Annotated in this window: 9 protein-coding genes and 1 pseudogene; 3 read left to right on the plus strand and 7 right to left on the minus strand. The window is 48.4% G+C overall.

The features are described 5' to 3' along the window. The coding region (locus QUA47_RS11845; RefSeq protein ID WP_333430879.1) for a putative Ig domain-containing protein at window positions 1-2,125 on the plus strand (2,125 nt) is incomplete at its 5' end. A 260-nt stretch (window positions 2,126-2,385) separates the two neighbouring features. Here the strand turns inward: QUA47_RS11845 and dprA are convergent. From dprA to QUA47_RS11860, 3 genes are all read right to left on the minus strand, one after another. After that, window positions 2,386-3,537, minus strand: coding sequence for a DNA-processing protein DprA (dprA, locus tag QUA47_RS11850; protein WP_333430880.1), 1,152 nt, complete (start codon window positions 3,535-3,537; stop codon window positions 2,386-2,388). Between the two features lie 204 nt (window positions 3,538-3,741). Continuing rightward, window positions 3,742-4,425 carry a YdcF family protein gene (locus tag QUA47_RS11855; protein ID WP_333430881.1) on the minus strand — a complete coding sequence of 228 codons (684 nt, stop codon included), beginning with the start codon at window positions 4,423-4,425 and terminating at the stop codon, window positions 3,742-3,744. 48 nt (window positions 4,426-4,473) lie between these two features. Beyond that, window positions 4,474-5,121 (minus strand): DUF2301 domain-containing membrane protein, encoded by a 648-nt coding sequence (locus QUA47_RS11860; RefSeq protein WP_333430882.1) that lies wholly within the window; start codon window positions 5,119-5,121, stop codon window positions 4,474-4,476. An 80-nt stretch (window positions 5,122-5,201) separates the two neighbouring features. On the opposite strand from QUA47_RS11860, the gene QUA47_RS11865 reads away from it, so the two are divergent. Beyond that, window positions 5,202-5,879, plus strand: coding sequence for a calcium-binding protein (locus tag QUA47_RS11865; RefSeq protein ID WP_333430883.1), 678 nt, complete (start codon window positions 5,202-5,204; stop codon window positions 5,877-5,879). 171 nt (window positions 5,880-6,050) lie between these two features. Here QUA47_RS11865 and QUA47_RS11870 read toward each other — a convergent pair whose 3' ends face one another. Together QUA47_RS11870 and QUA47_RS11875 are read right to left on the minus strand one after the other, a co-directional pair. Then, complete coding sequence (locus QUA47_RS11870; protein WP_333430884.1) at window positions 6,051-6,806, minus strand: DUF561 domain-containing protein; 756 nt, start codon at window positions 6,804-6,806, stop codon at window positions 6,051-6,053. A gap of 233 nt (window positions 6,807-7,039) precedes the next feature. After that, entirely contained in the window at window positions 7,040-7,900 is an 861-nt protein-coding gene (locus QUA47_RS11875; protein ID WP_333430885.1) for a creatininase family protein, read from the minus strand. A gap of 194 nt (window positions 7,901-8,094) precedes the next feature. Here QUA47_RS11875 and QUA47_RS11880 point away from each other — a divergent pair, with 194 nt between their 5' ends. Beyond that, window positions 8,095-13,452: a PAS domain S-box protein gene (locus QUA47_RS11880; protein WP_333430886.1), complete on the plus strand. Its 5,358-nt coding sequence runs from the start codon at window positions 8,095-8,097 to the stop codon at window positions 13,450-13,452. 281 nt (window positions 13,453-13,733) lie between these two features. On the opposite strand, the pseudogene QUA47_RS11885 reads toward QUA47_RS11880, so the two are convergent. Both QUA47_RS11885 and QUA47_RS11890 read right to left on the minus strand, forming a co-directional pair. Beyond that, window positions 13,734-14,363 (minus strand): annotated as a pseudogene (locus tag QUA47_RS11885) (RNA-guided endonuclease InsQ/TnpB family protein); the annotation flags it as partial. Window positions 14,364-14,457: 94 nt separating this feature from the next. Further along, window positions 14,458-15,258, minus strand: an 801-nt coding sequence (locus QUA47_RS11890) for a group II intron maturase-specific domain-containing protein (RefSeq protein WP_333430887.1), incomplete at its 5' end; no start/stop codon positions are given.

Genomic DNA, 15,258 nt, shown 5'->3' on the forward strand with positions numbered 1-15,258 from the left:
TCTAAACAACTTTTCCCGGGTGTACCTAGAACCTCCTACTGGTTCAGCGACTTTCGGAACAGATTGGAATATCCCCAATTTCTCTCCTGAACTCACATTTAACCCAGGCGAAAATAGCAAAACTTTCACAATTGACGTTTTTCCGGATGCTCAATTTGAGGGGACAGAAGAAATTGCGTTTCGGATCACCAATCGGGATAATTCCATTATTGGCACCCAAAACACTGCCAGTCTGAAAATTATCGATGCTGAATCTATACTCAACAACAATTCGCCGAAGTTGAATAATCCCATCAGCAATCAACGTGATGCCAATCCCCGCAGCGACTTCAGTTTCAGTTTGACTCTTGCTCCAAATACGTTTATTGATCCCGATCCAGGTGACAGCCTCACTTACTCGTACTCCATCAATCTAAATCCGAACTTCCTCCCCCTCTGGCTGACCCTCGACCCCAATACCGGCACCATCATTCCACCCGATTGGCTTAAGTTCGACCCGAATACGCTGACCTTTAGCGTGAATTTCGATGCGGCCAATGTCCCCCCATCATTCTCGTTGCCAATTACGGTGACAGCAACGGACAATGCCGGTGCCACTGCCAGCGACAATTTCAACCTGATGCGCGATAGCATTCGTGGTCTCGTAATTGACGGTTATATCTCCGGTGCTACTCTCTTCCTAGACGCCAACAAAAACGGCATCCTCGATGCCAACGAACCATCCACCACAACTAACAGCAGCGGTGAGTTTAATCTCAACATCCCCTTCGAGACCTTCGATACCAACAAAAACGGAGAAATCGACCCATCAGAAGGCAATCTAGTAGCCATAGGAGGCATTGACACCGCCACCGGCTTACCCCTAGAAACACCAGTCACCGCACCACCAGATGCGAGTGTAGTCACCCTCCTAACCACCTTAATCGCCGACTTAATCGACAAAGGAATTGCACCCGAAGAAGCCCAATCTTTAGTCAAAGCCGCCCTTTCCCTCCCCGCTGAAGTTGACCTAACTAGCTTAGATCCAATAGCAGCCACCAACAACAACGTACCGGGCGGAGTCCAAGTCTTAGCAGCAATGGTGAAAGTCCAAAACTTCATCACCCAAACCAGCGCTTTGATTGACGGTGCTTCCAGTGCAGTCAATACCGATATTGTCAAAGCTGTTGTCAGTTCAATTACGGCTCAAATTCAATCCGGTACAGTCTTAAATCTCAGCAATGCAGCCGCTTTAGAACCAATCATTCAGCAAGCAGCAGCTAAAATCCAGCAAATAGACCCCAGTTTCAACAGTCAGCAAATCAGCCAAATTACGTCGCAATCCGCGACAGTAATGGCAACAGCCAATCAACGCGTTGATAGCGCTGTCTCCAACCCAACAGCAACATCAATTCCTGAATCACTTGCCCGCCTCCAACAAGTAGCCTTAGGCCCAACAACTCAAGACTTCAAAGCAGTGGGTACAGGAAATAAACCCATTTCCCAGGTAGTTGCTGACAATACTGGTACTGCTTTAGATAGCAGAATTGAAGCTGTAGTATTGCCTGCTGGGATTGCAACTCCTGTTGTCAGCGGGGATGCTGATTTGGGCAGCAATTCCCCTCAGGCAATTCTCGGTACAAATGGCGACGATATCCTGACTGGCGACAGCGGGAATAATGTGTTGATGGGGATGAGGGGCAATGATTCCCTCGACGGAAGTCTGGGAAATGACACTGTTTTCGGTGGCAAAGGTAGCGATACAATCCTGGGAAGTAGCGGTGATGATGCCTTGCTTGCCGGCCGCGGTGCTGACATTTTGAATGGCGATGATGGTAATGATATTCTTTACGGAGGTAAGGGCGATGATTTGCTGACGGGCGGTTTGGGAGTTGATAGTTTGATAGGAGGAATGGGAGTAGATAAGTTTTTACTCTCTACCAATTCCGGTACTGATACGATTACTGATTTTGAAGTCGGTAAGGACTTGTTAGTATTAGGTAACGGGTTGAGTTTCTCGCAATTGGCGATTGCTCAAGATAGTGGCGCGACATTAATCCGGTTTGCTCAAACAGGGGAGATTTTAGCTTCTCTGGGCGGTGTTTCGGCTAGCAGTATTAGTGCGGTCAATTTCGGATTGATTTAAAGGTTCGTAATGAGGACTAAAGTCCTTATTATTCTTCAGTCTCTTAGAGACGGACTTCGTTTGTATATATGCGGTTTCAACCGCTGACTATCAAGGCCTTGATCCCCCCTAACCCCCTTAAAAAGGGGGGGACAAGAATCTTCTCAAAGTCCCCCTTCTTAAGGGGGATTTAGGGGGATCTGGCATAGGCGGTAAACGAGAGATAAAGAGGGTTTTAGACTTAAGTTGACACCAATGGCCTAAACCGTATTACTTACAAATCAACACCGCTGATATCGCATTCCTGGTAACTGCGAAACTAATCCCAACAATTCCAACTGCAAAAGTATACTAGAAACTCTTCCCGCTTCTAATCCCGCTGCTTCCACAATTGTATCAAAAGAAATCGGCCCAGATACGATCGCACTTAACACCTTAGCCAATTCCGGCTCCAACGGCGGCCCTTGCTTCTCAACCGTCGGATTTGGGGGAAATTGCGACAACTGCTCGGCTCTATCCAATTTGGGCATAGCTCCGAGCATTTCCAACAACCTGTCTTCGCTTAACATTCGATCGCTATTCGGCAGAATCGGATGAGCACCTTTACTCAGTAACTCCAAACAACCAAAAGAACGCTCATCATCCAATCTACCCGTCAAAACATACACATCCCGGCAAAAATCATTCGCTTGATAAGCAGTAATTAAAGCACCCGACTTATGCGGAGCTTCTATCACGATTGTAGCGCGGCTTAAGCCAGCAATTATGCGATTTCGGCGGGGAAAATTAGTTCTATTCGGTTGAGTCCCCGCCGGATATTCACTAATTACCAATCCCTGCTGCAAAATGCGATCGCACAACCTCTCATTTTGTTTAGGATATACAATATCTACTCCCGTCCCCACTACTGCGAAAGTCCTTCCTCCCGCCTCCAAACAGCCTGTATGAGCCTCTGTATCAATGCCTGCAGCCAATCCCGAAACCACTGTAAAATCGTTTCTAGCCAAAGCCGTACTAATTTTGCGAGCCCACCTTCTGCCGTATTCCGAAGGGCTGCGAGTACCAACCATTGCCACCGTCGGCGTAATTCCTTGATTCTCTTTTATATCAACTAAACCGCGATAATACAACACTGGTGGCGGATTGGGAATTTCCAATAATAAGCGGGGATAATCCGGATCTGCGGGCGTCCAAAAATAGGGATTTTTTATAAGATGTTTTTCGAGAAATTCTTCTGGATTGAGTTTAGTGCGTTCTTGCACAATAGTTTCAATTATCTGCTTGCCAAACCCTTCGATTCGCATTAAATCTACTGATTTTGCCGTCCAAGCTTCTGCCAAACTATTGAAATTTTGCTGCAATCTTTGCAACAAAATCGGCCCAATACCGTTAATTTGCGACCATGCTAACCAGTAAGCGCGTTCTTCTAACAATGAGTTGCCCTCAACTTATCTGAGAATTATTTTATCATTTTTGGTTGAATTATGGTAGGAAAACGGTACTACTTTGTCCTCTATTGCCACAGATTTACAACGGCTATATAAGTATTTTTTTACTAACCGCGAAAGCGCGTTAGCGAAGCGGCGCGTAAGCGCTAGAACGCTAAGGGAATTAAGAGGGATGTTGACTATTACTGGCTAGGTTTTCCAATCTACGAAACGGGCATAAATATAAGCAATAATTTCTCCTATTACTGTCCGAAAACCTTCGCTAGATTTCCACCATTCTTGGGAATTGTAATCTTGCGGTTCCGCCGCTATAATCCCGACTTTAATCTCAGGATTCAGCACTTCTTTAAATACAATCCAACTTCGGCGGGCGTGAGGGCCAAAAGAATAAAGATTAATTGACTCAACTTTTATGGCAGAAGCAGCCAGCCAATCGCGAAGTGCGATCGCCGAAGCAGCAGTGCGGTGTTTCAAAACATTCGCGGCTGGTACTGCTACTAATTTGTTTTGATCAAATCCTAGCGCAATACAAGTCGCTGCCGTCAGTTCGGCAGAATTTTTATATTCAGCCAGATAGTAACCTTTACTTAAAGGAACTCCTGTGGTAATTAATTGGCTGTATTCGCCTTTTTTGAATTCAGCGATCGCACTTTCGATCGCATAATCCGGCAACCAGCCTTCGACAACCAATATATCTGCTTTAATCGGCGCATTTACCGCCAAAAACGGATGGATATTTGTGAGAATTAAGAGCATTGCTATTATTAATCCCATCAGAGCAATTACCCAGCCTTCCCTGGTAACTGCCCACATTTCTCGGCGGCGGATTAGACTAATGTTGATTTTGAGTTTTCGCAGTGTTGCAAATTTCATACATATAGCAGATGTTGAAGGAAGAAGAGCCTTCTTCCTTCTTCTATACTATTGGTGTTTTAGGTACTCAAAAACGCTTTTATCCCCGATATCCTGCGGCATCGGTTGAAAAAACTTGCGTACAGCAAAGATGATAAACAAACCCGCCCAAACTGCTAGCAAAAGTTGTTCATTTTCGGATGACAAAAAGCCGAAAATATGTCCTAAAATTAAGAGAGGAACCCCCGGAGTCAAAAACTTAGTTTCGAGGCGATTAAAGCAGAATGCTTCCTTAAAATAAATGCCATTTAAAGCGGCAAAAGTAAAGCCAATTCCCCACAACGTGGCGGGATTTTCGTACACTGCTAAAGCTAGAGGTTGGCTGCTTTGTAGGGCGACAAACAATGCTGCCGCGCCGCCGATCGCCCAAAACACCTGTAGTGTTCGGTGCAGCGCAATCATGTAAATGTGAATAGTTGCTAAGCTGACGCCTAAAGCTATCCAGAAACAAGCAAACATAGGTGTTACAGCTTGGATTGCAATCGGGTTGTCGCCCTGTTGCAGCACCAGAGTAGTGCCGATCGCAAAACACAGCGCCGCCACCCCCAATCCAGCGCGGTAAATCAACACTCCCGTGCGATCGTTTTGAGTAATCGTAAATTCGCCAAATTGTCCTTGATAGACTGGCGATTCATCAGGCGATTTCAGTAGTTGCATAATAGCTTCCTCCTATCAGACACGAATGTACTTCTGTCAAGATATACTTTATTGATAAACCGAGCCAGCGAGACCGAGCGATGCCTAAATTTAACAAGCCTAAAGTTAACCAGCCTAAAGTTAACAAGTCTAAAGTTAACAAGTCTAAAGTGGACGATCGCCCCGCTCAAAGCCAATCCCTTCCTTCACAATCCGAACTTCCTCCAGTTCAGCTTGATGAAACCATTGTAGCAGGCAGAAGACCGAAACCGCTAAACGACTTCCAGCGCCTGCTGGCGGAAGTTACCGAATTGAGAGCGGGGTTCGATCCAGAAATGTTAGCGCATCTAGAGAAAAATATCCCCTTTAATACCAAGCAATTTGAAACTAAAATTAGCAAGATTTTGGGTTCTAAAAATATTGATTTCAGCCGAGAAAATTCAGTCAAATATCTAGATTACATCAAGCAAAATATTCAACTACCCTGCCACGTTACCGGCATAGAAGAGTTTGAATGGGAAGAAGAATATACAATGGGTTCCGGCAGCCAAAAAGAATATGCAAGACTCAAAAAAACTCAACCTTCTTATACTGATAGATTTACAATTAATCGGTTGGAGGATTTGGTTGTTCAGGAAGAAGGCATATTTGTGGAAGTGCAGCGCGTCGGCGATCGCCAAAAGTTTATGTTGCCTTTATCAGAGTTAGAATCAGTTGATGTAATCTCCCGAAACAATCAGTTATTAGATGATTATGCCGTGTGGTTTCTCAATTATTAAGGAAGAGTGGAAAAGTGGAAAAGTGGGGTAGGCGAAGAGGGCAAGAGTGGAAGAGTGGGAGAAGGAAAGAAGGGGAGAGTGGGGGATGGGAAAAATCTTCCTTCTTCCCTCTTCCTTCTTCCTTCTTCCTTCTTCCCTCTTCCTTCTTCCCTCTTCCTTCTTCCTTCTTAATTAAATGGAAGCTGGCAAGTGCGATCGCGAAACCAAAGCCAAAGCTTCAACCAAACTGCGAACAGCCGCAATCATCGCCACTTCGCTATTAAGTTGGCTGACAGCAGAACCGACACCAACACCCGCAGCACCGGCTCCAATAGCGAGGGGTGCGGTGACGCTGGAGATACCGGAAGCGCAGAGTACGGGGACGGATACGGCGCGGGAAATTTCAAAGGCGGCAGCCAAAGTAGGCGCTGCTTTTTCAATTAATCCCAATGTGCCTGCGTGAATTGGTTGAGCGCTGGTGCCACCTTCGGTTTGGATGATGTTAGCCCCAGCTTTGACTAATTCAATTGCTAACTGTACTTGTTTGTCGAGTGCCAAAATGTGGGGAACTGTTACAGAAAGAGTGATATTTGGAAATAGCGATCGAGTTTCGCGAGTCAACTGCAAAACTTCCTCAGCTTCAAAGCGACGGCCTACTGCGTAGAAAGCATCAAAGTTACCAATTTCAATCAAATCAGCGCCAGCTTCTACCGCAGGCACAAACTTTTCTGGTTCCACAGCGGATACACAAATTGGCAAGTTTGTCAACTGTTTTGCCATCAATACCAAATCTCGATCGGCAGCAATATCGACAAAAGAAGCACCGCCGAGATCCGCTGCTTTGACGACAGCCTCAACGTTCGCGGCATCAAAATTATTTAAACCGCTGATAATTTTCAGGGCGCGACCTTGCTCAAATGCGCGCTGCAATTTAGAATTTACACTCATCGTCTGTTTTCCAACTCAAAAAATTTCTTAGACTCATTTTGACACGGATTAGAACAAATTTTAATTTTTAATTCTTAATAGCGGTAAGGTGCAACCTAAGCACCCTACATAGGTCGATTATGCCTCCAGGACTGTATTTTTTATTTTTATAGCAACCGCCAAGACAGTTAGAACGTTCTTAATTGCTGCAACTATTGTTGTGACTGCATTTCCACATCGATCTTCATCCCTCTTCATTCTTCCCTTGGACTGAGCTCCGTTACATCCGTTACATCCGTTACAGAATCCGTTGCCGAACTTCCCGGCTGTCGAAATTTGTAAACATCTTTGATAACTTGTGCCCAGCCGTCCGAGAGAGATTCGAGAATGCGAGATCCCTTTTCTTTCGTCGCCGCCGTCGCATCGCCCAACACACCGCTTTCCGTCAACTCTCGCGTCAGCCAAGCAAAAGGCAAATTTCCTTCCATACTCAGCAAACTGTCTGCCGGCAAATTTTTTGGATATTCTGTAACAGCCAGTTCCATGTTTACCTGCGACGGCAAAATTGCTAACATCAAACTCGTTTCTGCATCACCCGCGTGAATCCCAAACTCCAACTCCTTCGCAGTTAATAATTCAGCAGCTACATTCGGAACCCGCCAAACAAACAGCGGAAAAACCGAAAAATCTTGATATTTTTGATGAATATCGCGCGCCGCAATTTCCATCACCTGCGGCTGTCCGCCGTGACCATTCATTAACACTAATTTCCGAAATCCAGCCTGATAAATACTGTCAGCAATTTCGCCGATTACTGCTAAAAGTGTCTGAGCACTGAGCATAATTGTACCGGGAAAATGGCAGTGTTCATTCGACTTGCCATAGTACAAAGGCGGCAAAGCATACGCGGGAATATTTGCCTCTAACTTTGCCAGCGCTTTGCCTGTCACCGCCGCGCTAATTGCCGCATCTACAATTAAAGGCAAATGGGGGCCGTGCTGTTCGATCGCGCCTAGCGGCAAAATTATCACCGTATTTTCCTTATCCAGCATAGACTGAATTTCTGTCCAAGTTAGATAGGGAAAAAAGCGCGATTCTGGAATAAAATTGTGCATAAGGCGGCGACAACAAGAGTAAAGGTAACCAAAGCAATAAAATAGCCTGAAAAATAAAAAGCAATTCCCCAGATAGGTAGTAGATAACTGATGCTGTCTCTGGCTAGATGGTATAATTTGTAGCAAAGGCTTTTAAGAGGGCGCTGATATACGCTCGCCAGCTCAGACCGAAAGACGTAAGAGACGAGTAATTGATGGAAGCTTGGCAAACCCCAGAAACTAATTTAACCGACATTCCGATCGCCCAGGAACTGTCGCGGCGCATCCCTCGCTCGCACGCTCAAAAAGCAGAAAACCGAGCGCTGCAAACGCTGGCTAGACAATTGGCAACCTCACCCCACAGGCTGCTCAAAACACTGGTTGCGATCGCTAAAGATTTGTGCGACGCAGGAAGCGTCGGAGTCTGCTTGCTAGAAGAAAATGCAACTTCCGAACAAATATTTCGCTGGGAAGCCTTGGCGGGAGCGTGGGAAGCAGCAGAACATAAAAACACACCCCGCAAATTGCGTTTGTCGGGAACCCCGATCGATCACCAAACTCCCCAACTTTACTTCGCTCCAGAACAATACTTCACCGACTTAAAGCAGCTAGAATTCCCGAACGCCGAAGCGTTAGTCGTGCCACTGCAAGCAGAAAATCAACCGCTAGGGGCTATATGGATTGTATCTCACGATTCCGATCGCCAGTTCGATGCCGAAGACTTGCGGATCGCGATCGCCCTAGCAGACTTTGCCGTTGCCGCCGTACAAATCGAGCGCGCCAATCAAACCAAAGAAGCTTTGCGAGAAAGCGCAGAACGCTCGCAGCTAGCCTTGCAGGGCAACAACGACGGGGTTTGGGACCACAACCTGCAAACAAATTGCCAGATCCTGAGCGATCGCTGTTTAGAGATTTTGGAACGCCGGCCCGAAGAAGTCAAGGACTTCAGCCAATTTTTGAGCTACATTCATCCCGATGATTTGGAGATAATGCAAAGCAATTGGCAGCAGCACTTGCATCGAGAAACCTCACATTACTCCTGCGAGTACCGCGTTCGCTGTCGGGACGGGCACTACAAATGGGTTTTAGCCAGAGGGCAAGTAATTTGGGACGACTCAGGCAATCCCCTGAGGGCCGTAGGTTCCCTGACAGATATCAACGAGCGCAAACAAACTGAAATTGCCTTGAAACAAAGCGAAGAACGTTTGAGCGTCGCCATCGAAGGCTCAGGCATGGCAACCTGGGATTTTGACGTGCGAACAGATGGAGTAATTTGGTCGGCGACCCATTTCAGCATTTTGGGCTGCGAACCGGTACCGGGCGGCGAAGCAAGCGCGGCTGTGTGGAAAAACTGCGTGCATCCAGACGACTTAAATCAAGTCATGGAAGCAGCCAAAACAGCTCGGGAAACGAGATCGCTCTACTCCCCCGAATACCGGATCGTCCGGGCAGACAACGGAGAAATCCGCTGGTTGAGCGCGTTCGGGCGCTATCTCTACGACGCCGCAGGGGAAGCAGTGCGGTTTATCGGAGTATTATTTGATGCTACCGATCGCAAAATGGCCGAACTCGCCCTGCAAGAGAGCGAGCAAACCGTGCGCCGTCAACTTCTAGAGATAGAGTCGCTTTATCAAACAACTCCCGTGGGTTTGGCAGTTTTAGACAAAGATTTGCGGTTCCTCCGGATCAACCAGCGGTTAGCAGAAATCAACGGCTTCTCCGTCGAAGCGCACATCGGCCGCACCGTGCGCGAAATTATCCCCGACTTGGCAGATGCAGCCGAAGCTTTGTTGGGCCGCATTCTCGAAACCGGAGAACCGATGCGGAATTTTGAACTCACGGGTGAAACCAGGGCTCAACCCGGTGTGGTTCGCACTTGGATTGAGAATTGGTGGCCGCTCAAAGACACGGGCGGGGAGATTGTCGGGATTCATATCGTGGTGCAGGAAATTACCGATCGCAAAATGGCCGAACTCGCCTTGCAAGAAAGCAACAACCGCTTTGAGTTAGCTACAAGGGCGATCGACGGCATCGTGTTTGAGTGGGATTTGGCATCGAACTCAGTTTACCGTTCCGAGGGGCTGTCCTCGATCGTCGGTGTCCGCCCAGAGGATGCACAGGCAACACCAGAATGGTGGAGAGAACGCCTCCATCCCGTCGATTTGGCGCGCGTCCAAGCCGGGGCGGAATCAATCTTGACGGATGGCGATCGCTACGAAGTCGAGTACCGAGTCCGGCACCAAGACGGGCGCTGGATCGACGTTTGGGAGCGCGGCTGTTTGATCCGCAACCAGCAAGGCGAAGTGACCAAAATAGTCGGTTTCACCAGCGACATTACCAAGCGCAAACAAGCAGAAGCAGCACTGCGCGATCGTGAAACCCACCTGCAGTTTATTCTCGACAGCGCCAAAGACTACGCCATCTTCACCCAGGATCTCGGCGGACACCTTACCAATTGGAACGCAGGCGCAGAGAGATTGCTGGGCTATTCCGAAGCTGAAATCGTAGGGCAGCACGGACGAATCATCTTCACCCCAGAAGACTCTGCAGCCGGAAAGCCGGAACTAGAAATGCACCTCGCGCTGACTCAGGGAAAGGCAGTAAACGAGCGCTGGCACGTCCGCAAAGACGGCAGCCGCTTTTGGGGCAGCGGACTGGTGATGCCCCTGCGCGACGCAGGAGGCGAAGTGCAAGGTTTCCTGAAAATCATGCAGGACAAAACCGAGCGCCGGCAAATAGAAGAAGCACTGCGGCAAAGCGAAAATCGCTACCGCACCCTCGCCGATGGCGTCCCGCAATTAATGTGGATCAATACCGCCGACGGCAGGTTAGAGTTTTGCAACCAGCACTGGCAAAGCTACACGGGCATCAGGCCAGCAGAATTGCCGCTGGCTGCACCGGTGCTGCAATTATTTCATCCTGATGATCTGCCAACAGTTGTCGGCACGCGCACCAAGGCGATTGAAGCAGGGGAAGCCTACGAATTTGAGTGTCGGGTACGCAGGTTTGATGGTACTTACCGCTGGCATCTAGCGCGACTTGTGCCCGTCAAAGACAGGGGGGGACAGGTGCTGCAATGGGTCGGGATCGGCATAGATATTGACGATCGCAAACGAGCCGAAGAACGCTTAGCAGAAAGCGACCGCCGCTTCCGCTTCCTGGCTGAGTCGCTGCCCCACCTGATTTGGAACGTAGACTCCGCCGGGGAAATTCGTTTTACCAATCAACAAAAGTGGTCTGAATATTTGGGAATGTCTTACGAGGAAGCCTCTCAAAACAACTGGGAATCCCTAGTCCCGCCTTCGGATTTGGCAGAATCTTGGGCCCGCTGGCAAGAATGTCAAATCACTGGAGAAGTTTATCAAATAGAGCTGCGCCTGCGGCGGGCAGCAGACCAAATGGAACGCTGGCATTTGTCCCGCGCCGTGCCAGTTCGCGGCGCAGGCGGCGAAATTGTCGAGTGGATCGGCACGAATACCGATATTCACGATCGCAAACAAGCCCAACTCAACGAGCAGTTTCTCTCTGAGTTGGAAGTCCGCTTGCACCTGGGCTGCAACCCCGCAGAAATGTTGTGGGAAGCGATGAAAAGTCTAGGAGAATATTTAAAGGTCGATCGCTGCATATGGCACGAAATCGATTTAGAAGCCGATCGGGCAATTGTCGAGCAAGACTGGCACCAGTCCGACCTTGCCAGCGTCGTCGGCACCTATAAAATCTCAGACTTTAAGACGCCAGAACTTAAAGCTCTCTCTATCGCAGGTCAAACAGTTGTCATCTCAGATATCGCTAATCACCCCCATACAGCGCATTTGGTCGATAACTACGGTGCCGTGTCGATTCGGGCTTTGGTCGATGTTCCCTGCCTTCAGGAAGGGCGCTGGGTGGCTCTTTTGGTGGTGACATCAAAGGTGGTTCGGCACTGGCGGCCCGATGAAGTTTGGCTGATGCAAGAAGTGGTGGCCCGCCTCTGGACGGTGATCCTGCACGCGCGAGCCCTGCACGATCTGCACGAAAGCGAGGCTCGGTTCCGCGCTCTAGCTGACAACATCGCTCAGTTGGCCTGGATGACAGATGAAACCGGCTGGATTTTCTGGTACAACCAGCGCTGGTTTGACTACACGGGCACCACCCTAGAGGAAATGCAGGGCTGGGGCTGGCAGCAGGTGCACCACCCTGAACACGTCGATCGCGTTGTCGAAAAATTTAGGCGCTGCATTGAAAGAGGCGAACTCTGGGAAGATACTTTCCCCTTGCGCGGTACAGACGGATCTTACCGCTGGTTTCTCTCCCGCGCCGTGCCGATTCGCGACGAGCAAGGCAAGCTGCTGCGCTGGTGTGGCACCAACACTGACATTACAGATCGCAAAGTTGCAGAAGCGGAACGGGAACGCCTTCTAGCGCGGGAAAAGGAGGCGCGGGAAGAAGCAGAACAGGCTAACCGCGTCAAAGACGAATTTTTGGCTGTTTTGTCGCACGAATTGCGGACTCCCTTAAACCCGATTATGGGCTGGACGAAGCTGCTGCGATCGAACGTTCTGCCACCGGAAAAGCAACGTTATGCCTTAGAGACGATCGAGCGCAACGCCAAACTGCAAACCCAGCTTATCGAAGATTTGCTCGATGTGTCGGGGATTCTGCAAGGCAAGGTCAGCTTGAATATTGCACCTGTGGATTTAGCTGGGGTGATCGGCGCTGCTATTGAAACGGTGCGTCTGGCGGCCGAAGTCAAGTCGATTCAAATCAGCACTCAATTTGCACCGAATCTCGGCCCGGTGTTGGGCGATGCGGGCAAACTTCAGCAGGTAGTCTGGAATTTGCTGTCAAATGCTGTCAAGTTCACGCCGACAGGAGGCAAAATCCAAGTCGTTCTCGATCGGGTGGACAGGAACGCCCAAATTACTGTAACTGATACTGGAAAAGGTATCGAACCTGATTTTCTGCCCTATGTATTCGACTACTTCCGGCAAGCTGACAGCACCATGACGCGCAAATTTGGCGGATTGGGTTTAGGATTGGCGATCGTCCGCCATCTCGTCGAACTCCACGGCGGCACGGTGAAATCCGCCAGTCCCGGCGAAGGAAAAGGTGCAACCTTGACCGTCAGGATACCTCTGATGCCCGTGCAATCTCAGACAAGTCCTGCGGGAACTGCGTCGCCGGACCCATCCTTCAATTTGAGCGGGATCAGGGTGTTAGCGGTGGATGATGATGCCGATGCGCGAGATTTGGTGGTTTTTCTGCTTGAGGATTGTGGGGCAAGTGTTACAGCAGTTCCTAACGCCGCCGATGCCTTGGCGGTTTTAACCCAGTCTGTGCCGGATTTGCTGTTGAGCGATATTGGAATGCCCGACACCGACGGTTATATGTTGATGCGAAAGGTTCGGGCTCTGGCGCCCGACCAAGGGGGACGGATTCCGGCGATCGCCCTCACGGCTTATGCTGGAGAAATTGACTATCAGCAGGCCCTGGCTGCGGGGTTCCAGCGGCACATTTGTAAACCTTTAGACCCCGACAAGTTGGTGCAGGCGATTTGGGAGGTACTCGATCGTTCTGGCGAAAATATTTTTTAAGGTTTTTTTGTGTAGGAAAAGTCTTTATTTAATGAACCGCGAAGACGCAAAGAACGCGAAGGAAGAAGGGAAGAAGAAAGGAAGAAGTTAATAATTTCAAGTCCGGTTATATCTGAAATATTGCACCATTCTCAATAATGATTTTATTGAGTGGCTAGGAGCAACGGCCCGCAAGAAAATTCACTCTTTGTGGAAGCGGGCGGAAAGCCTGTTCATGAAAATGGTGCAATAGGTCAGATTTGACATTCTCACGCCCGCTTTAGCCACGGTGATTCTAAACATCACTGTTTAGGCTTCCTCTTTCTACGACCCGACTTATTTGAAGGAGTTTCCTCACCCAAACAGAGATCGATGTCTCCAGAGGCGTTTGAGGTTCCCGTGTGCCCCACGGTACGCAATCCTAGTTCTAATATGTTGCGAGCGGCGTTCCAATCTCGATTTAAGACAAATCTACAATGCGGACAAATATGTGTTCTTTGACTTAAAGATTTCTTCGCGACTTTCCCACAATTAGAACAATTTTGGCTTGTATAGTGGGGCGGTACTGCAACAGTCGCCACCCCCAATACTTTGCCAAAGTATTCAACCCAATTTCTAAAAGCTGTCCAAGCGGCATCTGATATAGACTTAGACAACTTTCTGTTTTTAACCATGTTACGCACCGACAAGTCTTCATAGGCTACCAAGTCGTTGGACTGGATTACGCACCTTGCTAATTTCACGGCAAAGTCTTTACGTCGCCTACTTACCTTGAGGTGTTTTCTGCTTAAACGATTCCGAGCCTTAACTCTATTTTTAGAGACTTTCTGAGTTTTAAAGAGTCTCCGATTAAGCTTTTTAAGTGACCTTTCAGACTTTCTCAGATAGCGTGGATTCTCTAGGGTATTTCCGTCAGAGTCTGTATAGAAGTGATTAAACTCAGCGAGAGTGTCACCAATCCCGCTGGTCTTCAAAACCGTGCATGAGACTTTCACCTCACACGGCTCCTCAATGCTTTGGTGCTTGTTACGCATACCTCATTGTCCATTTATCATCAACTTTTTCAAGTCTTCTGGTGGACTTAGGCTTGGCACTATTGCAGCCAGATTGGTTGCCGAGACTGCCATCGATAGCTGTCTTTGTGTCGTGGCAATGTCTGTGAAGGAGTTGCCAATTATCGTAAGAATCCTTTCCACCTTGCGATTTAGGGATTCTGTGGTCAATTTCCATCACATCGTTTTCACGGAAAAACAATCCACAATGGGTACACTTCCCTTTTTGCTTTTTCAGGAGTTTCGATACCCTACTTGGCATTTCTGGGTTTTTACCCATTCTTGTACTCCAGTAAACCAGATTCCCGTCGTATGGAGACGATTCGCCTTTAACTTTTATATGTCGCACTATTGGAGTGTCGGCATGGTCTAGTAACCGAAGTGAGGTTGATCCTTCCTTCTTGGTTGCGAATACCCAGTTATCACCGTTTATTGGGTGCCAATATCTTTTTGATACCCATTCCCCATTCTTGTTGGGGTGACGGTGTTTTGCCCAAGCTCTTAACTTTTGGTACATGAGGTCATCCATGTCTGAGTAAGCTACCTTACTTACTACAGTCGCATAGTAGTTTGCCCATCCCCGGATAATTGGGTTTAATTGGCTGATTAGCGCCGCTTGCGGTGCTGCCTTGTGGGCTTCAACAACTCTAGCGATTTGGTCGTAGTGTACCTTTTGCTTCTGTTTGCTTGGGGTGATGATTGTCTTAAAACCTTGTTTCGAGTGATACTTTCCTATAGGGAATTGTTGTATTGTGAAACCTAGGAAGTCAAATCC

This window comes from Microcoleus sp. MON2_D5 (assembly GCF_036701905.1).
Lineage (GTDB): Bacteria > Cyanobacteriota > Cyanobacteriia > Cyanobacteriales > Microcoleaceae > Microcoleus.

Excerpts from the sequence above, each read along its gene's own strand:
- QUA47_RS11880 (WP_333430886.1), top strand. The coding sequence starts at position 8,095 with ATGGAAGCTTGGCAAACCCCAGAAACTAATTTAACCGACATTCCGATC.
- QUA47_RS11875 (WP_333430885.1), bottom strand. The coding sequence starts at position 7,900 with ATGCACAATTTTATTCCAGAATCGCGCTTTTTTCCCTATCTAACTTGG.
- QUA47_RS11865 (WP_333430883.1), top strand. The coding sequence starts at position 5,202 with ATGCCTAAATTTAACAAGCCTAAAGTTAACCAGCCTAAAGTTAACAAG.
- QUA47_RS11870 (WP_333430884.1), bottom strand. The coding sequence starts at position 6,806 with ATGAGTGTAAATTCTAAATTGCAGCGCGCATTTGAGCAAGGTCGCGCC.
- QUA47_RS11860 (WP_333430882.1), bottom strand. The coding sequence starts at position 5,121 with ATGCAACTACTGAAATCGCCTGATGAATCGCCAGTCTATCAAGGACAA.
- QUA47_RS11855 (WP_333430881.1), bottom strand. The coding sequence starts at position 4,425 with ATGAAATTTGCAACACTGCGAAAACTCAAAATCAACATTAGTCTAATC.